Source organism: Serratia sp. ID 25-353, from assembly GCF_054792795.1.
Genome location: NZ_CM139236.1, coordinates 3,026,249 through 3,050,198, shown reverse-complemented (window position 1 = coordinate 3,050,198; position 23,950 = coordinate 3,026,249). Strand labels below are relative to the sequence as shown.

The 23,950-nt window shown below is 59.2% G+C and carries 20 protein-coding genes and 6 tRNA genes; 2 read left to right on the top strand and 24 right to left on the bottom strand.

Annotated elements, in window-relative coordinates:
• Positions 1-7 precede the first annotated feature (7 nt).
• The 12 genes from ACYF6X_RS14755 to miaB form a co-directional block, all read right to left on the bottom strand.
• Positions 8-712 (bottom strand): FMN-dependent NADH-azoreductase, encoded by a 705-nt coding sequence (locus tag ACYF6X_RS14755; RefSeq protein ID WP_063991091.1) that lies wholly within the window; start codon positions 710-712, stop codon positions 8-10.
• A 148-nt stretch (positions 713-860) separates the two neighbouring features.
• Positions 861-1,793 carry a pyrimidine-specific ribonucleoside hydrolase RihA gene (gene rihA, locus ACYF6X_RS14750; protein ID WP_015376943.1) on the bottom strand — a complete coding sequence of 311 codons (933 nt, stop codon included), beginning with the start codon at positions 1,791-1,793 and terminating at the stop codon, positions 861-863.
• Between the two features lie 113 nt (positions 1,794-1,906).
• Complete coding sequence (locus ACYF6X_RS14745; protein ID WP_063991092.1) at positions 1,907-2,632, bottom strand: amino acid ABC transporter ATP-binding protein; 726 nt, start codon at positions 2,630-2,632, stop codon at positions 1,907-1,909.
• Positions 2,632-3,306: a glutamate/aspartate ABC transporter permease GltK gene (gltK, locus tag ACYF6X_RS14740; RefSeq protein WP_004939982.1), complete on the bottom strand. Its 675-nt coding sequence runs from the start codon at positions 3,304-3,306 to the stop codon at positions 2,632-2,634. Before gltK ends, ACYF6X_RS14745 begins: the two co-directional genes overlap by 1 nt.
• Positions 3,306-4,046 (bottom strand): amino acid ABC transporter permease, encoded by a 741-nt coding sequence (locus ACYF6X_RS14735; RefSeq protein WP_063991093.1) that lies wholly within the window; start codon positions 4,044-4,046, stop codon positions 3,306-3,308. Before ACYF6X_RS14735 ends, gltK begins: the two co-directional genes overlap by 1 nt.
• 213 nt (positions 4,047-4,259) lie before the next feature.
• Positions 4,260-5,156: an amino acid ABC transporter substrate-binding protein gene (locus ACYF6X_RS14730; RefSeq protein WP_063991094.1), complete on the bottom strand. Its 897-nt coding sequence runs from the start codon at positions 5,154-5,156 to the stop codon at positions 4,260-4,262.
• Between the two features lie 394 nt (positions 5,157-5,550).
• Positions 5,551-7,080, bottom strand: a complete 1,530-nt coding sequence (lnt, locus tag ACYF6X_RS14725; protein ID WP_130017569.1) for an apolipoprotein N-acyltransferase — start codon at positions 7,078-7,080, stop codon at positions 5,551-5,553.
• A gap of 7 nt (positions 7,081-7,087) precedes the next feature.
• Entirely contained in the window at positions 7,088-7,966 is an 879-nt protein-coding gene (gene corC, locus ACYF6X_RS14720; RefSeq protein ID WP_004939973.1) for a CNNM family magnesium/cobalt transport protein CorC, read from the bottom strand.
• A gap of 84 nt (positions 7,967-8,050) precedes the next feature.
• Entirely contained in the window at positions 8,051-8,524 is a 474-nt protein-coding gene (ybeY, locus tag ACYF6X_RS14715; protein ID WP_063991096.1) for an rRNA maturation RNase YbeY, read from the bottom strand.
• Positions 8,521-9,576, bottom strand: coding sequence for a PhoH family protein (locus ACYF6X_RS14710; RefSeq protein ID WP_025301852.1), 1,056 nt, complete (start codon positions 9,574-9,576; stop codon positions 8,521-8,523). Before ACYF6X_RS14710 ends, ybeY begins: the two co-directional genes overlap by 4 nt.
• 234 nt (positions 9,577-9,810) lie before the next feature.
• A complete protein-coding gene (locus tag ACYF6X_RS14705) occupies positions 9,811-10,146 on the bottom strand; it encodes a zinc ribbon domain-containing protein YjdM (RefSeq protein ID WP_004939967.1) in 336 nt (111 codons plus the stop codon).
• 118 nt (positions 10,147-10,264) lie between these two features.
• Positions 10,265-11,689: a tRNA (N6-isopentenyl adenosine(37)-C2)-methylthiotransferase MiaB gene (gene miaB, locus ACYF6X_RS14700; protein ID WP_049195581.1), complete on the bottom strand. Its 1,425-nt coding sequence runs from the start codon at positions 11,687-11,689 to the stop codon at positions 10,265-10,267.
• Between the two features lie 197 nt (positions 11,690-11,886).
• Here miaB and ubiF point away from each other — a divergent pair, with 197 nt between their 5' ends.
• Positions 11,887-13,068, top strand: coding sequence for a 3-demethoxyubiquinol 3-hydroxylase (gene ubiF / locus ACYF6X_RS14695; protein ID WP_130017570.1), 1,182 nt, complete (start codon positions 11,887-11,889; stop codon positions 13,066-13,068).
• Between the two features lie 87 nt (positions 13,069-13,155).
• Here ubiF and ACYF6X_RS14690 read toward each other — a convergent pair.
• The 12 genes from ACYF6X_RS14690 to nagB all read right to left on the bottom strand — a co-directional run bounded on the left by ACYF6X_RS14690 (position 13,156) and on the right by nagB (position 21,577).
• Positions 13,156-13,230, bottom strand: a tRNA-Gln gene (locus ACYF6X_RS14690).
• Positions 13,231-13,234: 4 nt separating this feature from the next.
• A tRNA-Met gene (locus tag ACYF6X_RS14685) sits at positions 13,235-13,311 on the bottom strand.
• A gap of 41 nt (positions 13,312-13,352) precedes the next feature.
• A tRNA-Gln gene (locus ACYF6X_RS14680) sits at positions 13,353-13,427 on the bottom strand.
• Between the two features lie 44 nt (positions 13,428-13,471).
• Positions 13,472-13,546: transfer RNA gene (locus tag ACYF6X_RS14675), tRNA-Gln, on the bottom strand.
• Positions 13,547-13,576: 30 nt separating this feature from the next.
• A tRNA-Leu gene (locus tag ACYF6X_RS14670) sits at positions 13,577-13,661 on the bottom strand.
• Positions 13,662-13,677: 16 nt separating this feature from the next.
• A tRNA-Met gene (locus ACYF6X_RS14665) sits at positions 13,678-13,754 on the bottom strand.
• A 219-nt stretch (positions 13,755-13,973) separates the two neighbouring features.
• Positions 13,974-15,638, bottom strand: coding sequence for an asparagine synthase B (gene asnB, locus ACYF6X_RS14660; protein WP_130017571.1), 1,665 nt, complete (start codon positions 15,636-15,638; stop codon positions 13,974-13,976).
• A gap of 284 nt (positions 15,639-15,922) precedes the next feature.
• Positions 15,923-17,362, bottom strand: a complete 1,440-nt coding sequence (gene chiC / locus ACYF6X_RS14655; RefSeq protein ID WP_130017572.1) for a chitinase ChiC — start codon at positions 17,360-17,362, stop codon at positions 15,923-15,925.
• A 188-nt stretch (positions 17,363-17,550) separates the two neighbouring features.
• Positions 17,551-18,303, bottom strand: a complete 753-nt coding sequence (locus ACYF6X_RS14650; RefSeq protein WP_004939957.1) for an HAD-IIA family hydrolase — start codon at positions 18,301-18,303, stop codon at positions 17,551-17,553.
• 67 nt (positions 18,304-18,370) lie between these two features.
• Positions 18,371-19,591: a DNA-binding transcriptional regulator NagC gene (nagC, locus tag ACYF6X_RS14645; protein ID WP_033637448.1), complete on the bottom strand. Its 1,221-nt coding sequence runs from the start codon at positions 19,589-19,591 to the stop codon at positions 18,371-18,373.
• A 27-nt stretch (positions 19,592-19,618) separates the two neighbouring features.
• Positions 19,619-20,758: an N-acetylglucosamine-6-phosphate deacetylase gene (gene nagA / locus ACYF6X_RS14640; RefSeq protein ID WP_107227276.1), complete on the bottom strand. Its 1,140-nt coding sequence runs from the start codon at positions 20,756-20,758 to the stop codon at positions 19,619-19,621.
• Positions 20,759-20,776: 18 nt separating this feature from the next.
• On the bottom strand, positions 20,777-21,577 hold the full coding sequence (gene nagB / locus ACYF6X_RS14635) for a glucosamine-6-phosphate deaminase (protein WP_004939952.1): 801 nt from the start codon (positions 21,575-21,577) through the stop codon (positions 20,777-20,779).
• 334 nt (positions 21,578-21,911) lie between these two features.
• Between nagB and nagE the strand changes: the two genes are divergently transcribed.
• Positions 21,912-23,948 carry an N-acetylglucosamine-specific PTS transporter subunit IIBC gene (gene nagE, locus ACYF6X_RS14630; protein WP_149559357.1) on the top strand — a complete coding sequence of 679 codons (2,037 nt, stop codon included), beginning with the start codon at positions 21,912-21,914 and terminating at the stop codon, positions 23,946-23,948.
• Positions 23,949-23,950: the final 2 nt, after the last annotated feature.

The window sequence follows — 23,950 nt, the reverse complement described above, 5'->3', positions numbered from 1 at the left end:
GCGGCGTTTAACGGAACAGTTTCTTCAGCAGGTTGCTGAGGAAACCGCCGCTGATGGCTGCCGGGGCGGCTTGCGCTTGCGCCGGTGCGCTGGCCGGGACGGCGACGCCGGCCGGGATTTTCTGCGCGACCGCGATGCGGCTGTCCTGGGCGGCTTTCTCTGCCGCTTCCGGGCCGTAGGCGAAGCCTTCCGCCAGCACGAACTCAACGTCGGTGATGCCGATAAAGCCCAGGAACAGCTTTACGTACGGCGTGATCAGATCCGTCGGCGTGTCGGCGTGGATGCCGCCGCGGCTGGAGATGACGATCGCTTTTTTGCCCGTCACCAGCCCTTCGGCGCCGGCGGAGGTGTAGCGGAACGTCTGGCCGGCGCGGGCGATCAGATCGAAGTAGATCTTCAGCTGCGTCGGGATGTTGAAGTTGTACATCGGGGCGCTGATGATCAGCGTGTCGTGCGACTTCAGCTCGGCAATCAGCTCATCGGACAGCGCCAGGGTGCTTTGCTGGTGCGGCGTCAGCGGTTTATCGCCGGCGGTAAAACCGGCCATCACTTCACCATCCAGCTCCGGCAGCGTCGGGTTGGCCAAGTCGCGCACGGTGAACGTGTCTTCAGGGTGAGTTTCACGCCATTGTTCAACAAAAAAATCGACTAATTTTCCAGACTGGGAATATTCACCCAGAATGCTTGATTTCAGGACCAGTACGCGGCTCATTGGCTTATCTCCAGGCGAAGTCTAATCGGTGACGATGTCAGTCGGTGTAAACGCATGGTAGAGGCAAGCCATGAACAGTGATAGCGCAAAAATTCGCTGAGTTAAATCAAAAAACTTGAATGAGGGGCGCGAGCGCACCCCGATGGGATCAATAACGCGCTACGCGCTCGGCCAGCAGGTCGATAAAGCCTTCGCGGTTGATGCCGGTCAGCACTTCCACGTTGGCTGCGTTGCCGGTTTGCTGGAAATAGTCCACCACCGTCATGCCGACGGTGTATTCCCCTTTGGTTTCCACCCCGACCCAGCGTTCTACGCCGGTGAACAGCTGTGGCGCCAGCAGCCAGGCGATGGTGCAGGGATCGTGCATCGCCGCGCCGGGCAGGCCGCGAGGATGGCTGAGGTACAGCGGCAGGTAAAAATCGAGCATCTCCGCGACCGCCTGCGCGACCGGATTGTCTATCTGGCGAATACGCTCGATATCCTGTGGCAACACCAGCGCCTGATGGGTGACGTTCAGCCCGGCCATGGTCAGCGGCACGCCGGATTTCAGCACCATTTCGGCGGCTTCGGGATCGACGAAGATGTTGAACTCCGCGACCGGCGTGGTATTGCCGGCGTTCATGCCGCCGCCCATGAATACGATGCGTTCGATGCGGCTTTTCAGCTCGGCATGCTGGGCCAGCAGCAGGGCGATGTTGGTCATCGGGCCGGTCACCACCAGGGTTATCGGCTGCGGGCTGGCGCGCAGCAGGTCGGCGATCAGCTCGACGGCACCGCGGGGATCGGGTTTGAGGGTCGGCGTCGGCAGGTGGGTGTTGCCCATGCCGGTTTTGCCGTGGACATAGTCGGCGATCACCAGCTCGCGCATCAGCGGGCCGCCGGCGCCGGCGGCGACCGGTATGTCCTCGCGCTGCATCAGGGTCAACAGGCCCAGCGCGTTATGCAGGGTTTTCTCCGGCGTCTGGTTGCCGGCGGAAGTGGTAATGGCTTTGACGTCCAGCTCCGGCGAACGCAGCGCCATCGCCAGCGCGATGGCGTCGTCGAGGCCGGGATCGCAATCGATGATAATAGGGCGGGGCATGTTCTTTCTCCTCTGTTTGTTATCCAGCGAGCATCGGATCAAAACCGGGGAGAAACAAGCGCTTTTAGTGCCGGGAGAAAAGATGCGCCCCTGGGGGCGCATAGGCAAAGCGTTTAGTGCAGGATCTTGGCCAGGAAGTCCTTGGCGCGATCGGACTCGGGGTTGTTGAAGAAATCGTCTTTGTTGCGGTCTTCGACGATTTTGCCTTCGTCCATAAAGATCACCCGATTCGCCACCTTGCGGGCGAAGCCCATTTCGTGGGTTACCACCATCATGGTCATGCCTTCGTTCGCCAGTTCGACCATCACGTCCAGCACTTCGTTGATCATTTCCGGATCGAGCGCCGAGGTCGGTTCATCGAACAGCATGGCGATAGGATCCATGCACAGCGCGCGGGCGATGGCGACGCGCTGCTGCTGGCCACCGGACAGCTGACCGGGGAACTTGTTGGCATGGGCGGAGAGGCCGACGCGTTCCAGCAGCTTCAGGCCCTTCTCGCGCGAGGCGGTCTTGTCGCGCTTGAGCACTTTCACCTGCGCCAGCGTCAGGTTGTCGATGATAGACAGGTGCGGGAACAGCTCGAAGTGTTGGAACACCATGCCGACCTTGGCACGCAGCTGCGCCAGGTTGGTTTTCTTGTCGTTGACCGGCGTGCCGTTCACCAGGATGTCGCCCTGCTGGATCGGCTCGAGGCCGTTGACGGTTTTGATCAGGGTGGACTTGCCGGAACCTGAAGGACCGCAGACGACGACCACTTCGCCTTTTTTCACTTCGGTGGTGCAATCGGTCAACACCTGAAAGTGACCGTACCACTTAGAAACATTTTTCAGGGATATCATCAAACAGTCCTTTTCTTCAAATAGCTTACCAGCGCCGAGGCGGCGAGACTGATAACAAAATAGACAAAGCCGGCGAACAGGATCATTTCAACCTGGGTGCCGTCGCGTTCGCCGATGGTCGACGCGGTGCGGAAGAAGTCGGCCAGGCTCAGTACGTAAACCAGCGAGGTATCCTGGAACAGTACGATGCCCTGGGTCAGCAGCAGCGGCACCATGGCGCGGAACGCCTGCGGCAGGATCACCAGCCGCATGGACTGCCAGTGGGTCATGCCCAGCGCCAGCGCGGCGGAGGATTGGCCGCGCGAGATGCTGATAATGCCGGCGCGGATGATTTCCGAATAATAGGCCGCTTCAAACAGGGAAAAGGCTACCATAGCCGAGATCAGGCGAATATCGGTTTTCGGCGACAGCCCTAGAACCTGTTGTAATAAGCTTGGAACCACCAGATAGAACCACAGCAGCACCATCACCAACGGCACCGAACGGAACAGGTTGACGTACAGGGTGGCGAACCAGCTGATCGGTTTGAACGGCGACAGGCGCATCACCGCCAGCACGGTACCCCACAGAATGCCAACCACGATGGCGGTCACGGTGATCTTCAGCGTGATCACCATGCCCTGCAGCAAATAAGGGAAGCTTGGGACGATCGACGCCCAGTCAAATTCGTACATTATTTACTCCCCAGGTTGCCAGGCAACTGCACTTTCTTTTCGACCAGACGCATAAACAGCATGATAACGACGTTGATGCCGATATAAGCCAGCGTGATGGCAGTAAAGGATTCATAGGCGTGTGCGGAGTAATCCAACAGCTTGCCGGCCTGCGCGGCCATGTCCACCAGCCCGATGGTGGAGGCGATGGCGGAGTTTTTGACCAGGTTGAGCATCTCAGAGGTCATCGGCGGCACGATCACCCGGTAGGCGTTCGGCAGCAGCACGTAGCGGTAGGTTTGCGGCAGCGTCAGGCCCATCGCCAGCCCGGCGGCTTTCTGGCCGCGTGGCAGGGACTGGATGGCGGCGCGCACCTGCTCGCAAACGCGGGCGGCGGTAAACAGCCCCAGGCAGAGCATGGAGGAGACGAAGAACTGCACGTTGGGATCCAGCTCGCTTTTAAACCAGGTGCCGATATTGGCCGGCAGCAGCTCGGGGATCACCAGATACCAGGTAAAGAATTGCACGATCAGCGGCACGTTGCGGAACAGTTCGACGTAACAGGTGCCGAGGGTGGAAAGAAAGCGGTTGGGCACGGTACGCAAGATACCGAACAGCGAACCGACGAAGAAAGCGATAATCCATGCACAGACGGAGAGGGCCACCGTGACCTGAAAGCCGGACCATATCCAGCCGAGGTAAGTGGTGTTCCCAAACGGGGCCTGCTGCAGGAAGATACCCCAGTTCCAATCTATTGACATAACAAACTCCGGTAAACGGGCGCAGGGCGCCGAAGATTGATGACTTGATGAGCGCCGATCGCCGCGCGGCCAGTCTGGCTGGCTTGTTGTGTACGGATGTCGGTGGCGCGCCTTGGGGAAAATGAGGGAGGGGAACGGCCCCCCTCATTCCTGTCTGTCCCAGTCATCAACTGGGCCGGTTTGGCCTGGCGGCCGCCCCGGCTTTTGTTCTATTTAGTTCAACGCTTTGTCGTTAGGCTCTTTGAACAGCTGCTTCATGTCGTCCGACAGTTCGAAGTTCATGTTGAGGTTTTTCGGTGGAATAGGCTGCTTGAACCATTTATCAAACCACTTGGCCGCTTCACCGGAAGTTTGCGCCTGGGCGATGGTGTCATCGACCAGCTTTTTGAACTCAGGATCGTCTTTACGCAACATACAGCCGTAGGCCTCTTTCGACTGCGGTGTGCCGATGATTTCCCACTGATCCGGTTTCTTGGCTTTGGCGCGCTCGCCCGCCAGCAGGGCGTCGTCCATCATGAAGGCCACCGCGCGGCCGCTTTCCAGAGTGCGGAAGGAGTCACCGTGGTCTTTGGCGCTGATGATGCGCATGTTCATCTTGCCGCTGTCGTTCAGCTTGTTCAGCAGCACTTCGGAGGTGGTGCCGGAGGTGACCACCACCGGTTTGCCGGCCAGGTCTTTAAAGTCTTTGATGTCGGAGCCTTTTTTCACCAGCAAGCGGGTGCCGACCACGAAAATGGTGTCGGAGAAGGCGGCCTGTTTCTGGCGCTCGAGGTTATTGGTGGTGGAGCCGCACTCGAAATCATAGGTGCCGTTTTGCAGCAGCGGGATGCGGTTCTGTGAGGTAATCGGCAGCATTTTCACCTGCAGATTCGGTGCATTCAGCTTTTTCTTAACGGCTTCAACGATTTGGTTGGAGTAGTCCTGAGAGTAGCCCACAACTTTTTGCTGGTTGTCGTAGTAGGAGAACGGCACTGAAGATTCGCGGTGGCCGACAACGATCACGCCATTGTCTTTGATTTTCTTCAGCGTACCGGTCAGGTCTTCCGCGTGCGCCACGCTACCTGCCGCACCGAGCAGCAGTAACGATAACGCCAATTTACGCATTTGCATGGTCCAACTCCTTTGCTGTTGTTGTGGCTCTGACTAAAGAGCGTCAGGTTAAATCGACTGTTTATTGCTCAAGTTATAAAGATAGTCTTATGAACTGAACGCTGTTAAAAAATAACCGATTGTGAACACCTTGAAACTAAAATGTTTCATTTTTTGAGACGCCACGCGCACCAAATCAATGCAACAAAACTTTGACGCACCCGCGCGGTGCGCTCAATGCACCCAAAATGTGCGCAGGTGCGACAAAACGTCAGCAAAAGTAAATCGGCGCGCGATATCGCCATAGATAAAAGCAAAGAGTGTGCCAGCCGCGTGGATTTAACGGCGTTTTCTGACTGAGGTGGGGATAGTGACGGGAAAGCGGGGCGCGGCGGGCGCGCCCCGGCGAAGAGGACTATTTGCGGCGCAGGCCCAACATCAGCGCCCAGCCGCCCAGCAGCAGGGTTATCACCCACAGCGGCGTGGCGCCGAAGCGCGCGTAAGGCGTGACGCCGGTGGTCGGCGTGACCTTCACTTCGAGCACCTGACGGGTAAACTGCGGGATCTCGGCGATCACCTCGCCGTTCGCATCCACCGCGGCGGTAACGCCGTTGTTGGTGCTGCGCAGCAGCGGCCGACCGAGCTCCAGCGCCCGCATGCGCGCCATCTGGAAGTGCTGCCACGGGCCGATGGAGTGGCCGAACCAGGCATCGTTGGAGATGGTCAGCAGGAAATTGGTGTCCGGGCGGAAGTTATCGCGAACCTGCTGGCCCAGCACGATTTCGTAGCAGATGGCCGCCGTCAGGTTGTACCCGCGTACGCTGAGCTGCGGCTGCACGTAGTCGCCGCGGCTGAAGGAGGACATCGGCAGATCGAAGAACGGCGCCAGCGGCCGCAGCAGGGTTTCCAGCGGCACGAACTCGCCGAACGGCACCAGGTGGTGCTTGTTGTAGCGATCCTTGGCCGGGTAGCTGTACGGCGTCGGTTCGCCGAGCACGATGGCGCTGTTGTAGATCTGCTGGCCCTGTGGCGTGGCGCGCACGTCGACGATGCCGGTGATCAGGCTGCTGTTCTTCGCCCGCATCAGGTCGTCCATCATGGTCAGGAAGCCGTTCTGGTTGGCTTCATAATCCGGGATGGCGGACTCCGGCCAGATAACGATCGGCGCCTTGCCCACGTACGGACGGGTTTCGTCCAGATAGGTTTGCAGCGTGCTGACCAGCGCTTTCGGATCCCATTTCATCGACTGGGCGATGTTGCCTTGCACCATGGCGACGTTCACCGCTTTCTCCGGCTGCGGAGTAAACCAATGCAGCTGGCGCAGCGGCCACGGCAACAGCAGCAGCGCGGCGGCGATGACCGCAGCCGACAGGCGGCGCTGATTGACGGCGTACACCAGCAGGCCGGCGATGGCCATCAGCACAAAGGTGATGGCGTCGACGCCCAGCAGCGGCGCGATGCCCTTCAGCGGGCCGTTGATCTGGCTGTAGCCGAACTGCAGCCACGGAAAGCCGGTCAGCACCCAGCCGCGCAGGAATTCGGTCACCTGCCACAGCGCCGGCGCGGCGATGGCCAGCCGCCACCAGCGGGTGGTCGGCCACAGGCGCGTCAGCAGCCCGGCGAACAGCCCGGTATACAGCGACAGGTAAGCGGCGAGCAACACCACCAGGAAGACGTTGACGGCGAAAGGCATGCCGCCGAAATCGGCGATGCTGACATACACCCAGTTGATGCCGCTGCCGAACAGCCCTAAGCCCCAGACAAAGCCGAGCAGGGCAGACTGTTTGGTGGTGCGATTGAAGGTAACGGCCAGCAGGCCGAACAGGGAGACGATGGCCGCGGGCCAGAAGTCGTAGGGCGAGAACGCCAGCGTCCCGCCGGCACCTGACAACAGCGCCAGCAGGGCGCGAACCCGCTGGCGTTCAAGTAATGAGGCTTTAGCCATGTTGGATTTAATCTTCCAGTTTCGGTGGGGGAGAATCGTCCGGAATTTTTACATGAACCTGGATAATACGTCGACTGTCGGCCATGGCAACTTTAAATAGGTAACCTTCGATTTCAATGGTTTCCCCGCGCGCCGGCAGGTGACCGAAGGCCTGCATCACCAGACCGCCGATGGTATCGACCTCGTCGTCGCTGAAATGGGTGCCGAAGGCTTCATTGAAGTCTTCGATCGGGGCCAGCGCGCGCACGGTGTACATGTGGCGGCTGAGCTGGCGGATATCCAGATCGTCTTCGTCGTCGTATTCGTCTTCGATCTCGCCGACGATCAGTTCCAGAATGTCTTCGATGGTGACCAGGCCGGATACGCCGCCGAATTCGTCAATGACAATCGCCATGTGATAGCGCTGGGAGCGGAACTCTTTCAGCATCCGGTCGACGCGCTTGCTTTCCGGCACTACCACCGCGGTGCGCAGCACCTTGTCGATGCTGAACGGCTCGGAGTCTGCGCGCATGAACGGCAGCAGATCCTTGGCCATCAGGATGCCTTCGATGTGATCTTTGTCTTCGCTGATCACCGGGAAGCGCGAGTGGGCGGAGTCGATAATCACGTCCAGGCACTCTTCCAGCGTCTGGTTGCGCTTGAGCGTCACCATCTGGGAGCGGGGGATCATGATGTCGCGCACGCGCTGCTCGGCGATATCCATCACGCCTTCCAGCATGTCGCGGGTATCGGGATCGATCAGGTCGTTTTGTTCGGAATCACGGATCAGCTCGACCAGATCGCCACGGTTTTTGGGCTCGCCGTGGAACAGCTGGTTAAGGATAAGAGTAAAGAACCCCTTCTTGGGACTGGGGCTGTCATTGCTTTGTGAATGGTCGTCGCTCATGGCGTTTTCGTTACTGTCACTCATGTCAGAGTTAAGGGGCGTCAGCGACAGCCCCGCAGGGGGCTGTAGGGTAAACGGCTGACGTCAGACGGGGTCTTTTTCCGCCAGGTACGGATCAGGATAGCCCAGTCCGTGCATGATTTCGGTTTCCAAAGACTCCATTTCTTCGGCTTCATCGTCTTCGATGTGGTCATACCCTAGCAGATGAAGGCTGCCGTGGACAACCATATGCGCCCAGTGGGCCTCCAGCGCCTTGCCTTGCTCAATCGCTTCCTGTTCAACCACCTGGCGGCAGATGATCAGATCGCCGAGCAACGGCAGCTCGATGCCCGGCGGGGCCTCGAACGGGAAAGAGAGCACGTTGGTCGGCTTGTCTTTGCCGCGGTAGGTCAGGTTCAGCTCGTGGCTTTCCGCTTCGTCTACCAGACGCACGGTCACCTCGGCCTCTTCCTGAAATTGCGGCAGCACGCCTTCCAGCCAGCGCTGGAAGGTGGCTTCATCCGGCAGGCCGTCGCCGTTTTCACAGGCAATCTGCAGATCCAAAATCACCTGACTCATGGTGTCTCCTGCTCGGAGGCGGCGAGCGCCTCGCGCTTACGTTGTTCGGCAATCGCGTCTTTGCGTTTCTGTTCGGCCGCTTCCCAGGCCTCATAGGCGATGACTACGCGGGCCACCACCGGGTGGCGCACCACGTCTTCGCTATGGAAGAAGTTGAAGCTCAGTTCTTCCACGTCCGACAGCACTTCCACCGCGTGGCGCAGGCCGGATTTCTGGTTGCGCGGCAGGTCGATCTGAGTGACGTCGCCGGTGATGACCGCCTTCGAGTTGAAGCCGATGCGCGTCAGGAACATCTTCATCTGTTCGATGGTGGTGTTCTGGCTCTCATCCAGAATGATAAAGGCGTCGTTCAGCGTGCGGCCGCGCATATAGGCCAGTGGCGCGACTTCGATCACGTTGCGCTCGATGAGTTTCTCCACGCGCTCGAAGCCCAGCATTTCGAACAGGGCGTCGTACAACGGTCGCAGATAAGGATCGACCTTCTGGCTCAGATCGCCGGGCAGGAAGCCCAGTTTTTCGCCGGCTTCGACCGCAGGGCGGGTCAACAGAATACGGCGAATTTCCTGGCGCTCCAGCGCATCCACCGCGGCGGCGACCGCCAGGTAGGTTTTGCCGGTGCCCGCCGGGCCGATGCCGAAGGTGATGTCGTGATCGAGAATGTTGGCGATGTACTGCGCCTGGTTAGGCGTACGCGGTTTCACCATGCCGCGCTTGGTTTTGATGGTGACCGCCTTGCCGTAATCCGGCACGCTGTCGGCTACCTGTTCCAGCACCCGGCTCTCTTTGATAGCCAGGTGGATTTGTTCCGGATCGATATCCGGGATCACGCCGCGAATCGGCGCGGTATCCACGTACAGATGACGCAGGATATCGGCGGCGGCAACCACGCACAGGTTTTTGCCGACCAGCTTGAAACGGTTGTCGCGGCGATTGATTTCGATGCCCAATCGGCGCTCGAGTTGCTTGATGTTGTCATCAAACGGGCCGCACAGGCTGAGCAAACGCTTGTTGTCTGCGGGCTCTAACAAAATTTCTTGTGTTGCGACGTTCAAACTATTCCTCTAGGTCACATCGGGCCTGGTTGATGTCACATAGCGCGTCTGGGACGCGCGCGTTCAGGGTGAGCCTGAATACTCTCTTTCTTGAATTATTCATGGTGCGCCGCAACGGCGCAAGTTTACCGCTGATCTATCTGTGCGCCGTCGGCGGAATTCAAGGGAAGATAAGGAAAAAACGCGGCGGGGCGCAAAGCCCGCCGCGTCATCACAGAACAAGGCCGCCGTGAATCAGTTCTTTTTCACGAACTCGGATTTCAGCTTCATCGGGCCGAAGCCGTCGATTTTGCAGTCGATGTTGTGATCGCCTTCGACCAGGCGAATGTTTTTCACCTTGGTGCCGATCTTCAGCATCGAGGAGCTGCCTTTGACCTTCAGGTCTTTGATCACGGTGACCGCATCGCCGTCTGCCAGCAGGTTGCCGTTGGCGTCTTTGACGATCAGCGCGTCCTGATCTTCCGCCGGGGCGCTGTCGCTCCACTCGTGGGCGCACTCAGGGCAGATGAACAGGGCATTGTCCTGGTAGGTGTATTCGGAGTTGCACTTCGGGCAGTGTGGGAGTTGCATGTTATGTCGCCTCTTCAACAATAAAAAAATAAAAAAGAAAATCACCGGGCGCGGGCGCCCGGCGGAGAAACGGTAAGGAGTAGCGCGAATGGGCGGCGATAAGGCGGCCACCGCGGCGTCAGGGCTGGTAAATGCCGACGCCCAGCGCGTTTTCTTTGCGGGTACGGGCGATCACCGACTGCGGGGATTCATGTACGCGCAGATCCATCTGCTGTTCGGTGCGCACCACTGCGCCACGCAGGGTGTTGGTCAGCACCTCGGTAATTTCCACGTCGACGAACTGGCCGATCATGTCGGGCGTGCCCTCGAAGTTTACCACACGGTTGCACTCCGTGCGCCCGGCCAGCTCCATCACGCTTTTGCGCGAGGTGCCCTCCACCAGAATACGCTGGACGGTGCCGAGCATGCGGCGGCTGAACTGCAGCGCCTGCTGGTTGATGCGATCCTGCAGAATATACAGCCGCTGCTTTTTCTCTTCTTCGCTGACGTCGTCGACCATGTCCGCCGCCGGGGTGCCCGGGCGCGACGAATAGATGAAGCTAAAGCTGACGTCGAAATTGACGTCGGCGATCAGGTTCATGGTCTGTTCGAAGTCGGCCTGGCTTTCGCCCGGGAAACCGACGATGAAATCGGAGCTGAGCTGGATGGCCGGCCGCGCCTTGCGCAGCTTGCGGATAATCGCCTTGTACTCCAGCGCGGTGTGCGCGCGTTTCATCATGGTCAGGATGCGGTCCGAACCGCTCTGCACCGGCAGATGCAGGAAGCTGACCAGCTCCGGCGTGTCTTCGTACACCGCGATGATGTCATCGGTGAACTCGATAGGGTGGCTGGTGGTGAAGCGAATGCGATCGATGCCGTCGATGGCCGCCACCAGGCGCAGCAGTTCGGCGAACGAGCAGATATCGCCGTCATGCGTGGCGCCGCGGTAAGCGTTGACGTTTTGGCCGAGCAGGTTGACCTCGCGCACGCCCTGCGCCGCCAGTTGGGCGATTTCGAACAGCACGTCGTCGCTCGGGCGGCTCACTTCCTCGCCGCGGGTGTATGGCACCACGCAGAAGGTACAGTATTTGTTGCAGCCTTCCATGATCGACACGAACGCGGTCGGGCCTTCGGCGCGCGGTTCCGGCAGGCGGTCGAATTTTTCGATCTCCGGGAAGCTGATGTCGACCACCGGGCTGCGGGTGCCCTGAACGTGGTTGATCATTTCCGGCAGGCGGTGCAGGGTCTGCGGGCCGAATACCACGTCGACGCAGGGCGCGCGGCTGCGGATCAGTTCGCCTTCTTGCGAGGCCACGCAACCGCCGACGCCGATGATCACCGACGGGTTCTTTTCTTTCAGCAAGCGCCAGCGCCCCAGCATGGCGAAAACTTTCTCCTGCGCTTTTTCACGGATCGAGCAGGTGTTCAGCAGCAACACGTCCGCCTCTTCGGCGTTTTCGGTCCACTCGAAGCCGTGTGTGCTGTTCAACAGGTCGGCCATTTTTGATGAATCGTACTCATTCATCTGGCAGCCCCAGGTTTTGATATGTAGTTTTTTCGTCATTGACTTGCCATTACTCAGTGCGGAGCGAAAGTTGCGTTACGCGACATGCAGGGCGCGTATTGTAATCATTTGCCGCCGTTGTGACCAGCGCGGGGGAAAATGGCACGCGACCTGAAGCCGAAGCGAAAATCCGGTACACTGCGCAAAACGCCATGCCGGGTGGGATGGCGAGCATTCACACAGAAAACATAGCCAATATGAAGACATCTCAAAATCGGTATGACGCGGTGGTGGTGGGCGGCGGCATGGTCGGCGCAGCGGCGGCCCTGGGGCTGGCGCAGGCGGGCTGGTCGGTGGCGTTGCTGGAACATCAGGCGCCGCAGGCGTTTGAAGCGCAAAGCCCGCCGGACCTGCGCATTTCCGCTATCGGCTGCACCTCGGTGGGGCTGCTGAAACAGCTCGGCGCCTGGCCCGCCGTGACGGCGATGCGCACGGCGCCGTATCGCCGGCTGGAGACCTGGGAATGGGCGTCGTCGCGCGTGGCGTTCGACGCGGTGTCCCTGGGGCTGCCGGAGCTGGGCTTTATGGTCGAAAACCGCGTTCTGCAGCTGGCGCTGTGGCAGCAGTTCGCGCAGTGCGCCAATCTGACGCTGCTGTGCCCCGCCAGGCTGCAATCGCTGCACCGGGCGGACAATGCCTGGCAACTGACGCTGGACGGCGGTGAAACGCTGCAGGCGCGCCTGGTTGTCGGCGCCGACGGCGCCAACTCGCAGGTGCGCAAGCTGGCGGCGATCGGCACCAACGGTTGGCAGTATCGTCAGGCGTGTATGTTGATCACCGTCGATACCGGCGCGCCGCAGCAGGATGTGACCTGGCAGCGTTTCTTCCCGTCCGGGCCGCGCGCCTTCCTGCCGCTGTACGACAGCTGGGCATCGCTGGTGTGGTATGACAGCCCGCAGCGCATTCGCCAGCTGCAGGCGATGCCGCCGGCGCAGCTGGAGCGCGAAATCGCCGCCGCTTTCCCGGCGCGCCTGGGCCCGGTCAAGGTGCACGCCGCCGGTTCGTTCCCGCTGACGCGGCGCCATGCGCAGCGTTACGTGCTACCGGGGCTGGCGCTGCTGGGGGATGCGGCGCATACCATCAACCCGCTGGCGGGGCAGGGCGTCAATCTGGGGTATCGCGACGTGGATGCCTTGTTGGACGTATTGAGCGATGCGCGAGAGCAGGGAGAGGACTGGAGCAGCGAGACGGTACTGCTGCGTTATCAGCGCCGCCGCCGTACCGACAATCTGCTGATGCAGAGCGGCATGGATCTGTTTTATACCGCCTTCAGCAATAACCTGGCGCCGCTGAACGTGGCGCGCAATCTGGCGCTGATGGCCGCGCAGCGGGCGGGCAAGCTGAAAGAGCATGCGTTGAAGTACGCCTTGGGATTGTAACCGACAGGGCTCAGCTGCGGCTGGGCCCGTTAGGATTGGCTGAACGCCAGACAGCAAAAAGCCCGCCGAAGCGGGCTTTTCTAAATATGGCTGGGGTGCCAGGATTCGAACCTGGGTATGCTGGTATCAGAAACCAGAGCCTTACCGCTTGGCGACACCCCAATTATGGTGGCTACGACGGGATTTGAACCTGTGACCCCATCATTATGAGTGATGTGCTCTAACCAGCTGAGCTACGTAGCCGATGTTACTTTTTACTTCTTTGATTTGCAAGCAGTTTGTGATGGCTGGGGTACCTGGATTCGAACCAGGGAATGCCGGTATCAAAAACCGGTGCCTTACCGCTTGGCGATACCCCACCTGCAAACAAATCTTATGTTGAAACCCCGTTCCCGAAAGAATATGGCTGGGGTACCTGGATTCGAACCAGGGAATGCCGGTATCAAAAACCGGTGCCTTACCGCTTGGCGATACCCCATCAACATACTGCGCCGACGATGAAGAGAAATGGTGCGGGAGGCGAGACTTGAACTCGCACACCTTGCGGCGCCAGAACCTAAATCTGGTGCGTCTACCAATTTCGCCACTCCCGCAAATGCAAAAAAGAGATGGTGGCTACGACGGGATTCGAACCTGTGACCCCATCATTATGAGTGATGTGCTCTAACCAGCTGAGCTACGTAGCCCTCTTTTTTTGCTTTGCCTTCATCGGCGTTGCGGGGCGCATTATGCGTATATGACCGATTTGCGTCAACAAGTTTTTTCCCGAAAAAGCGCCCGGAAGCGCCGTTTGTCTGGCTTGTGAACATTATGGCGATAAAATCGGCAATTCAGGCAGTTGGCGGGGGAGAAAGGCAACAAAAAGGCGGGCCAAAAGGCCCGCCCCGAGGGAAAACGCCGCGCGATTATTTATAGGCGGCCTGGTGCACGCCGACGGCGCGGCCGGAAGGATCGTCCATCTTCTTAAACGATTCGTCCCATTCGATGGCCTTGGCGGACGAGCAGGCGACGGACGGGCCGCCCGGCACGCATTCGGCGGCGCTCGACAGCGGGAACAACTCTTCAAAGATCTCGCGGTACAGGTAGCCTTCTTTAGACGTTGGCGTGTTGTACGGGAAGCGGAAACGCGCGGTTTCGAGCTGTTGATCGCTGATTTGCTGCGCAGCGACCTCTTTTAGCGTGTCGATCCAGCTGTAGCCGACGCCGTCGGAGAACTGCTCTTTTTGGCGCCAGGCCACGCTGGCCGGCAAATAGGACTCGAAACATTCGCGAACGATGTGCTTTTCCATTTTGCCGTTGCCGCACATTTTATCTTTCGGGTTGATGCGCATCGCCACGTCGAGGAATTTCTTGTCCAGGAACGGCACGCGGGCTTCGACGCCCCAGGCCGACATCGCCTTGTTGGCGCGCGCGCAGTCGAACATATGCAGCGCCAGCAGTTTACGCACGGTTTCTTCGTGGAATTCGCGGGCGTCCGGCGCCTTATGGAAGTAGAGGTAGCCGCCGAACACTTCGTCCGCGCCTTCGCCGGAAAGCACCATCTTGATACCCATCGCCTTGATTTTTCGCGACATCAGGTACATCGGCGTCGAGGCGCGAATGGTGGTGACGTCATAGGTTTCGATGTGGTAAATCACGTCGCGGATGGCGTCCAGGCCTTCCTGCACGGTGAAGTGGATCTCATGGTGCACGGTGCCCAGGTGGTTAGCCACCTCTTGCGCGGCGCGCAGATCCGGCGAGCCTTCCAGGCCGACGGCGAAGGAGTGCAGCTGTGGCCACCAGGCCTCGCTGCGTTCCTGATCTTCCACGCGGCGCGCGGCGTACTTCTTGGTGATCGCCGAGATGACCGAGGAATCCAGCCCGCCCGACAGCAGCACGCCGTAAGGCACGTCGGACATCAGGTGGCTTTTCACCGACTCTTCCAGCGCGGTGCGCAGGGCGGTGGCGTCGGTCACGTTGTCTTTGACGCTGTCGTAATCGAACCAGTCGCGGCGATAGTATTCGCGGATCTCACCGTCCTGGCTCCACAGGTAGCTGCCAGCCGGGAATTCCTTGATGGTGCGGCACACCGGCACCAGCGCTTTCATTTCCGAGGCGACATACAGGTTGCCGTGCTCGTCGTGGCCCATGTACAGCGGGATGATGCCCAGGTGATCGCGGCCGATCAGATAGGCGTCTTTTTCGGTGTCATACAAGGCGAAGGCGAACATGCCTTGCAGGTCGTCGAGGAAATCCGGGCCTTTCTCCTGATACAGCGCCAGGATCACTTCACAGTCGGAACCGGTCTGGAACGCGTAGCGGTCGCTCAGCTGTTGGCGCAGCGCCTGGTGGTTGTAAATTTCGCCGTTGACCGCCAGAACGTGGGTGTGCGCAGCGTTGTACAGCGGTTGAGCGCCGTTGTTGACGTCGACGATCGACAGGCGTTCGTGAGCCAAAATGGCTTTGTCGCTGGCGTAAACGCCGGACCAATCCGGGCCGCGGTGGCGCATCAGGCGCGACAGCTCCAGCGCTTTCTTACGCAGTTCAACGGGATCGGACTTCAGATCGAGCACACCGAAAATAGAACACATACAACTCTCCTAACGGGCTTTTATGACTGTGATGTTGTTTTTTACTGTTATGGGCAGCATTGCCGGTTCATCAGCGATAACGCGGTTTTGCTGCGCTGTGGTTATGAAAATGCGCCTAAAGCTGCAGGAGATGCAAGCGTTTTAGCCATACGCTGAGAAATAGTTGTTTGCGAGGGCGTGGTTTTTAACGGATTTCCAGTTATTGGCGGGAAAAATTAGCGATTATGCAATTTTTAACGCGATGACGGGATTGCCGGCCGGTTTGGCCGGCAATCGATTGGCGATTAGGCGATGAGCTGCCACAGGGTGAAGGCGGCGTCCGGCGTCCAGCCGGCGTTGGAAGTGTGCGCCTGGATACAGGTGTATTTCTTGCCTTTATAACTCACCACGTCGCCGGCTTTGTAGCTGTGGTTGTTCTGCCACTCGGGCGCCCCCGGATCAGGCGGCGTGCCGTCGTTGGCGGTTTTGACCGCCAGCGCGCTGCTCGGCAGCGAGGTATTGCCCTGGCTGTCGGTCGCGGTAACGAAGTAGCTGTACTGGGTGGCCGGCGTCAGGCCGCTGTCGGCCAGTGACAGGGCGGCGGTCTGGCCGATCGGGTTGCCGTTGCGGTAGACGGTGTAACTGGCGATCGGTGAGGCGCCGGTGGCGGCAGCCCAGCTCAGTTTCAGCGAGGTGGCGCCCAGATCGGCGACCGTCAGCGCCGTCGGCGCATTAGGCTTTCCCGGCGGCGGGGTGACGCCGCCCTGAATCAGCGGCGCGTAGCGGGTTTTGAATTCCCAGTTGTAGGCGACGCCGGCTTTGCTCTTGCCATTGTCCCAGTTGGTTGACCAGGTCATCAGGCCCTTGATCGACAGGTTCTTGGCGTCGAGACGCGAGAAGGCGTTATACACCGCCTGTTTGTCGATCACGTAGCCGGTGGCGGCGGCGTCGTTGTTGCTCGGCAGGCCGATGACGAATTTCGCCGCCGGGATCTTCGCATAGCCGCGGGTGCCGGTAACCAGGCTTTCCGTCAGGTAGTAGAGGAAGTCCTCTTTCATGGCGTCGTTATTCTGCGTGATCCAGGCGTTGAGTTCATCCACCCAAATACCGTCGCCGCCCTGGTTATAATATTGCGGCGCGATAAAGTCGTAATAGCCTTCGAGGGCGTTGATATAATCCAGGTAGGTGCCGTTGGTGCGCAAATACGGGAATTCCGGCGCCATGCTGATAATAAAGTTCTTCCCCTGCGCAGCGTAATAGTCTTTTACTTTTTTCAACGCCGCAGGCAAGACGGTTTTATTATTGGCTGCACCGATCGCCGCCTGTTCCAGATCGATATCCAGGCCGTCGAAGCCATAGACTTCCACCAGGCGAATAATCTCGTCTTTCAGCTTATCTTCGTCGCCGGTCTTCAGTTCGATATGCGCGTCGGCGCCGCCGAGGGAGATCAGCACCGCGCGGCCCTGGCTGTTCAGCACGCCCACCTGTCGGCGGAACTCGGCGTCGGACAGGTTGTAAGGTTTGAAGGTTGGGATGCCCTGGCCTTTCATAAAGGCGACGGCCACCACATTGTATTCGGCGGGAATGTCGGTCAGGTTCATATTGGCGAACTGGCCTTGCTGATAGCCGTCACTGGCGCCGGCGGCCCAGTTGTGCCAAAAACCCATCAGGATTTTTTTATTGGCGATAGTCGGCATAATGGCTGCGTCATCGGCGGCGACATTAATCATGTTATTTGTGCTCATGGTAGCCTCATTAATTAGGGGTAAAGGTTTTCCGCTGGCCGGCAATATCAGCTATTGGCGGGGCGTAAGGTTATAATGAGGATTTTTAGCGCAGGCAGGCTGAAACCTTTTGCGGTCATGAACGAATTAAATTCAAACTGCGGTCAGGAATAGAGAAATAATGGCGGCCGGGCAGCCGCCATAACGCATCAGAAAATGGTGATATCGGCAACGGAAGGGTAGACGTAGCTCGGGCGGAACGGCATGGTTTCGATGTCGCTCAGCGTGGAGACGCCGGACAGCACCAGCACGGTTTCCAGACCGGCCTGGAAGCCCGCCAGAATGTCGGTGCGCAGGTTGTCGCCGACGATCACCGTCTCTTCCGAGTGCGCCTGCATTTTGTTCAAGGCGGCGCGAATGATCCACGGGCTGGGCTTGCCGACGTAAAACGGCTTGCGGCCGGTGATCTTCTCGATGGGGGCGCACAGCGCGCCGCAGGCCGGCGAGAAGCCGTGGCCGTGGCTATCCGGGTTGGTGGCGATAAAGCGCGCGCCGTTACTGACGAAGTAGGCGGCCTTGTGCATCATGTCCCAGTTGTAAGAGCGGGTTTCACCGACGATCACGAAATCCGGGTTGATGTCGGTGATGGTGAAACCGGCTTTGTACAGCTCATGGATCAGGGCGCCTTCGCCGACCACGTAGGCTTTTTTGCCTTCCTGGCGACGCAGGAAATCGGCGGTGGCCATCGCCGAGGTATAGAACGCGCTCTCCGGCACTTCCAGCCCGGCGGCGGCAAAGCGGTTCGCCAGATCCTGCGCGGTCTGTGACGGGTAGTTGGTCAGCACCACCAGCGGCATGCCTTGTTCCTGGATGCGCGCCAGGAACAGATCGGCGCCGGGCACCGGCGTATTGTCATGCAGCAGCACGCCGTCGATATCGCATATAACGTTTTTGATTTTCATTTGTCGCTGTTTCTCATGATTACGGCAGGCAAGGGGTGACGATAACACACCTGCCAGAAGCGGCGGATCAGCTTTCCAGCAATCGCTGCAAGAGCACGCCGTTGAGCATCGCGCGTTTGGCCAGGGCGAAAGCGCCGATCGCCGAGCGATGATTAAGTTCGGAGGTCACCACCGGCAGATTTTTGCGGAAGTCCTTCAGCACCTGGGTATTGATGCAGCTCTGGATCGCCGGCAGCAGCACCTTGTCTGCCTCGGTGATCTCACCGGCGATCACCACCTTTTGCGGATTGAACAGGTTGATGGCGATGGCCACCGCCTTGCCCAGATAGCGGCCGACGTGTTCGATCACTTCGCTGGCCAGCAGATCGCCGCGGTTGGCGGCCTTGCAGATGGCGTTGATGCCGCAGTCTTCCAGCGTCAGTTTGCTCGGGTAGCCCTGGCTCAGCAGTTGGCGCACACGCTGTTCGATCGCCGCGTTGGCGGCCACGGTTTCCAGGCAGCCGAAGTTGCCGCAGTGGCAGCGTTCACCCAGCGGATCGATCTGGATATGGCCGATCTCGCCGACGTTGCCGTTATTGCCGAGAAAAATTTGCCCGTTGACGATGATCCCGGCGCCGGTGCCGCGGTGCAGGCGCACCAGAATTGAGTCTTCGCAGTCGCGGGTGGCGCCGAAGTAGTGTTCCGCCAGCGCCAGGCTGCGGATGTCGTGGCCGACGAAACTGGTGACGTTGAAGCGCTGCTGCAGGTTGTCCACCAGCGCCCAGTTGCTGACGCTGATGTGCGGCATGTAGCGCACCACGCCCAGCGCCGGATCCACCAGGCCGGGCAGGATCACCGCGATGGCGATCAGCTCGCGCAGGCGGCGTTGGTTCGCTTCGATGAATTGGGCGATGGCGGCGAACAGCGCATTTTCCAGCGTTTCCTGGGTGCGTTCCGGCAGCGGATAGTGTTCTTCGCCGAGCGATTTACCGCTCATGTCATACAGGGTGATGGTGGCGTCGTGGCGGCCGAGACGCACCGCGACGGTATGGAAATGACGGGTTTCCGACACGATGGAAATCGCACGGCGACCGCCGGTGGAGGCTTGCTGATCGACTTCTTTGATCAGCCCGCGCTCCAGCAGCTGGCGAGTAATTTTGGTGACGCTGGCGGGGGCAAGCTGGCTGAGTTCGGCAATTTGAATGCGCGAGATCGGGCCCTGCTGGTCGATCAGGCGGTAAACTGCTGCGCCGTTAAGTTGTTTGACTAAGTCAACGTTCCCTATTTGTGCTTGTCCGCCAGTGCTCATCAATAATGTTACTCGCTGTTCATTGAATTAAACCTCGTTACCGTTAACGAGCGTTTTGGTGATGTTAAAATCACGGGTGAAGGCGGTCAGGTTAGCCACCTTGCCGGCTTCGATGGTGCCCAGACGGTGCTCGACGCCAATGGCGCGCGCCGGGTACAGCGTCGCCATGCGCAGCGCTTCGTCCAGCGCGATACCGATATGCTCGACGCTGTTTTGCACCGCTTCGATCATGGTCAGCGCGGAACCGCTCAGGGTGCCGTTCTCATCCACGCACAGCCCATCCCGATAGTATATTGTTTTACCGGCGAAAATAAATTGGTCAATATCGGCACCCGCCGGAGCGGTCGCGTCGGTGACCAAGACCAATTTATCACCTTTCAGGCGTTTGGCGTTACGGATACTCGCCCAGGCCACGTGATGGCCGTCGGCGATGATGCCGGTATAGACCTCCGGCGTATCGAAGATCGCCCCCATCAGCCCCGGTTCGCGGCCGGTGATATACGGCATGGCGTTGTACAGGTGGGTGGCGAAGCTGATGCCGGCGGCGAAGCCGGTGCGCGCCTGATCGTAGGTGGCGTTCGAGTGGCCGGCGGAGACCACGATGCCGGCCTCGGTCAGCTGCTTGATAACGTGCGGCTCAACCATTTCCGGCGCCAGCGTCACCTTGGTGATCACATCGGCGTTGGCGCACAGGTAATCGATCATGTCCTGCGTTGGTTTGCGAATGAACGCCGGATTATGGGTGCCTTTTTTCACCGGGCTGAGATACGGCCCTTCCAGGTGCAGGCCCAGCGCCTGATTTTGGTGCTTTTTCAGATAAGCGCGCATCACGTCGACGCTGTGCTTCATGAATTCGTCGCTGCTGGTGATCAGCGTCGGCAGATAGCTGGTGCAGCCGGATTTCTCGTTGGCGCGCTGCATGATCTCCAGCGTTTCTTCCGAAATCGCTTCCAGCGAATCGTTGAACTGGACGCCGCCGCAGCCGTTCAGCTGCACGTCGATAAGCCCGGGGGCCAGGATGGCGCCACCCAGGTCGCGCGTTTCGATGCCGGCGGGCAATTCAGCCGCCGGGCAGACTCTCTCGATCAGCCCATCAGCGATAATGACTGCATGGTCATCAAGTACGTCGTGGCCGGTATAGATTCGGCCGTGGGTTAAAGCGAACATCGTAGCCCCCTGCAAAGATTAAAGACTTTTCACGCTTTCCGCTTCTAACTCGCGGAAATATTTGACGGTTTTGACTTTCAGCTCCATGGTGGCCGGTTCGTCGCACACCACCACCGCTTTGGCGTGCAGCTGCAGGCAGCTGATGGTCCACATGTGGTTGATGTTGCCTTCCACCGCGGCTTCCAGCGCCTGCGCCTTGGCGTGGCCAGTCACCAGGATCATCACTTCTTCGGCATCCAGCAGCGTGCCCACGCCGACGGTCAACGCATATTTCGGCACCAGGCTGACGTCGCCGCCGAAGAAGCGCGAGTTGGCGATGCGGGTGTCTTCGGTCAGCGTTTTGATGCGGGTGCGTGAAGCCAGGGACGAAGCCGGCTCGTTGAACGCGATATGGCCGTCGATGCCCACGCCGCCCATGAACAGGTTAATTTTGCCGTAAGACTTGATCTTCTCTTCGTACTGGCGGCACTCGGCGTCGACATCCGCGGCGTTGCCGTTCAGCAGGTTGATATTCTCACGAGGGATATCAACGTGGTCAAAGAAGTTGCGGTACATGAAGGTGTGGTAGCTTTCCGGGTGTTCCTGCGGCAGGCCAACGTACTCGTCCATGTTGAAAGTCACAACATGCTTAAAGCTTACTTCACCTGCTTTGTGCATCGCAATCAGATGTTTGTAGGCTTCCAGCGGCGTGCCGCCGGTGGGCAGGCCGAGGACAAACGGGCGCTCTGCGGTTGGCTTGAATGCGTTGATGCGTTGAACGATATGACGCGCGGCCCATTTGCCGACTTGTGCGGTATCTTTCAGTGGGATAAGTCTCATCTAACACCTCTTGGGATAAGTAAACTAAAGCTATACTGTACGGGCCTGCGGGAGTCCTAAGCGTAACCCAGCTTTATGATTCTCGCGTGAATCGTCCGTCCGGTTGATTTTTTGAATGATAAAATAAGTTTTGTGTGATGGCCAGCAATCTGGGAGGGAAAGACTACTTTTTGGTGATATTTATCACAAAAAGGGAGGTTTTAATTTGCGATACAAAATAAATTTTTTACACTCGGCATGAGTGATACGTGCCATGCGTTTTTTCTAAAAAGGTAGTGAGAGCTCCAAATAAACTACTAATAGGGTCCGTCCGCGGACAACATAGGGGGAAAAGGTGAACATTCTTAGTTATTTGCAAAAGGTGGGACGGGCGCTGATGGTGCCGGTTGCCACGCTGCCCGCCGCCGCCATCTTGATGGGCGTCGGGTACTGGATTGACCCTGTTGGTTGGGGCGGCGACAACGCTTTCGCCGCTTTATTGATTAAATCCGGCTCTGCGATTATCGATCATATGGCCGTGTTGTTCGCCGTTGGTGTGGCCTACGGCATGTCCAAAGACAAGGACGGCTCTGCCGCACTGACCGGCTTCGTCGGTTTTCTCGTGTTGACCACCCTCTGTTCACCGGCCGCCGTGTCGATGATTCAGAAGATCCCGCTCGATCAGGTGCCTGCCGCGTTCGGCAAGATTGAAAACCAGTTCGTCGGTATTCTGGTGGGTATCATCTCTGCCGAAGTGTACAACCGCTTCAGCGGCGTCGAGCTGCCTAAGGCGCTGTCGTTCTTCAGCGGCCGCCGCCTGGTGCCGATCCTCATTTCCTTCCTGATGATCCTGGTCGCTTACATCCTGATGTTCGTCTGGCCAGTGGTGTTCGGCGCTCTGGTGAGCTTCGGTGAACACATCCAGAAATTGGGCTCGGTCGGCGCGGGCATCTATGCCTTCTTCAACCGCCTGCTGATCCCGGTCGGCCTGCACCACGCGCTGAACTCAGTGTTCTGGTTCGACGTGGCCGGCATCAACGATATCCCTAACTTCCTCGGCGGCCAGCAGTCGATCGACGCGGGTAAAGCGGTCGTCGGCATCACCGGTCGTTATCAGGCGGGCTTCTTCCCGATCATGATGTTCGGTCTGCCGGGGGCGGCGCTGGCCATTTATCACTGCGCACGCCCTGAGAATAAGGCGAAAGTGCTGGGGATCATGATGGCGGGGGCATTCGCTGCCTTCTTTACCGGCATCACCGAACCGCTGGAATTCTCCTTCATGTTTGTGGCGCCGGTGCTGTATGTGATCCACGCCGTGTTGACCGGTATCTCGGTGTTCATTGCCGCTAACATGCATTGGATTTCAGGCTTCGGCTTCAGCGCCGGCCTGGTGGATATGATGCTGTGGGTGCGTAACCCGCTGGCGACCCACTGGTACATGCTGATCCCGCAGGGCCTGGTGTTCTTCGTTATCTACTACGTGGTGTTCCGCTTCACCATCAACAAATTCAACCTGATGACCCCGGGCCGCGAGCTGGCGGTTGCCGGTGACGAAACCGACGGTTACGACGTCAACGTCAACAGCAACGGCGGTAAAGACGAGAACGAAACCACCACGCTGGCCCGTCGCTACGTCGGCGCGATCGGCGGTTCCGACAACCTGACCGGTATCGATGCCTGCATCACTCGCCTGCGTTTGAACGTGAAAGACTCCGCGCTGGTGAACGACGCATTGGCGAAACGCCTCGGCGCATCCGGCGTTATCCGCCTGAACAAGCAGAGCGTGCAAGTGATCGTCGGCACCCGTGCCGAGCTGATTGCCAGCGCAATGCGCAACGTGATTGCAGCCGGCCCGGTAGCGGCAGCGGCGGCCCCGGCGGCGGCACCTGCCGCAGAAGCCAAACCGCAGGCGGTACCGAACGCACCGAAAACCGCGTTTGAAACGCTGGTGGCGCCGGTGACCGGTGAAGTCGTGGCGCTCGATCAGGTGCCGGACGAAGCTTTCGCCAGCAAGGCGGTAGGCGACGGCCTGGCGATTCGCCCGACCGACAAGCTCGTCGTGGCGCCGGCGGACGGCACCGTGGTGAAAATCTTCAATACCAACCACGCGTTCTGCCTGGAAACCGACAAGGGCGCCGAGATCGTGGTGCACATGGGGATTGACACCGTCGCGCTGGAAGGGCAGGGCTTCAAACGCCTGGTGGAAGAGGGCGCGGAAGTGAAAGCCGGTCAACCGATTCTGGAACTGGATCTGGATTATCTCAACGCCAATGCGCGTTCGATGATAAGCCCGGTGGTGGTCAGCAACTCTGACGACTACGCCGGCCTGGCGGCGCTGGCCAGCGGCTCTGTGGTCGCCGGTCAGACCAAGCTGTACGAGATCCAAAAGTAAGG

Excerpts from the sequence above, each read along its gene's own strand:
- nagC (WP_033637448.1), bottom strand. The coding sequence starts at position 19,591 with ATGAGCACTGGCGGACAAGCACAAATAGGGAACGTTGACTTAGTCAAA.
- ACYF6X_RS14705 (WP_004939967.1), bottom strand. The coding sequence starts at position 10,146 with ATGCAACTCCCACACTGCCCGAAGTGCAACTCCGAATACACCTACCAG.
- chiC (WP_130017572.1), bottom strand. The coding sequence starts at position 17,362 with ATGAGCACAAATAACATGATTAATGTCGCCGCCGATGACGCAGCCATT.
- ybeY (WP_063991096.1), bottom strand. The coding sequence starts at position 8,524 with ATGAGTCAGGTGATTTTGGATCTGCAGATTGCCTGTGAAAACGGCGAC.
- ubiF (WP_130017570.1), top strand. The coding sequence starts at position 11,887 with ATGAAGACATCTCAAAATCGGTATGACGCGGTGGTGGTGGGCGGCGGC.
- ACYF6X_RS14650 (WP_004939957.1), bottom strand. The coding sequence starts at position 18,303 with ATGAAAATCAAAAACGTTATATGCGATATCGACGGCGTGCTGCTGCAT.
- miaB (WP_049195581.1), bottom strand. The coding sequence starts at position 11,689 with ATGACGAAAAAACTACATATCAAAACCTGGGGCTGCCAGATGAATGAG.
- asnB (WP_130017571.1), bottom strand. The coding sequence starts at position 15,638 with ATGTGTTCTATTTTCGGTGTGCTCGATCTGAAGTCCGATCCCGTTGAA.
- corC (WP_004939973.1), bottom strand. The coding sequence starts at position 7,966 with ATGAGCGACGACCATTCACAAAGCAATGACAGCCCCAGTCCCAAGAAG.
- ACYF6X_RS14745 (WP_063991092.1), bottom strand. The coding sequence starts at position 2,632 with ATGATATCCCTGAAAAATGTTTCTAAGTGGTACGGTCACTTTCAGGTG.
- ACYF6X_RS14730 (WP_063991094.1), bottom strand. The coding sequence starts at position 5,156 with ATGCAAATGCGTAAATTGGCGTTATCGTTACTGCTGCTCGGTGCGGCA.
- nagA (WP_107227276.1), bottom strand. The coding sequence starts at position 20,758 with ATGTTCGCTTTAACCCACGGCCGAATCTATACCGGCCACGACGTACTT.
- lnt (WP_130017569.1), bottom strand. The coding sequence starts at position 7,080 with ATGGCTAAAGCCTCATTACTTGAACGCCAGCGGGTTCGCGCCCTGCTG.
- gltK (WP_004939982.1), bottom strand. The coding sequence starts at position 3,306 with ATGTACGAATTTGACTGGGCGTCGATCGTCCCAAGCTTCCCTTATTTG.
- nagB (WP_004939952.1), bottom strand. The coding sequence starts at position 21,577 with ATGAGACTTATCCCACTGAAAGATACCGCACAAGTCGGCAAATGGGCC.
- ACYF6X_RS14755 (WP_063991091.1), bottom strand. The coding sequence starts at position 712 with ATGAGCCGCGTACTGGTCCTGAAATCAAGCATTCTGGGTGAATATTCC.
- rihA (WP_015376943.1), bottom strand. The coding sequence starts at position 1,793 with ATGCCCCGCCCTATTATCATCGATTGCGATCCCGGCCTCGACGACGCC.
- ACYF6X_RS14735 (WP_063991093.1), bottom strand. The coding sequence starts at position 4,046 with ATGTCAATAGATTGGAACTGGGGTATCTTCCTGCAGCAGGCCCCGTTT.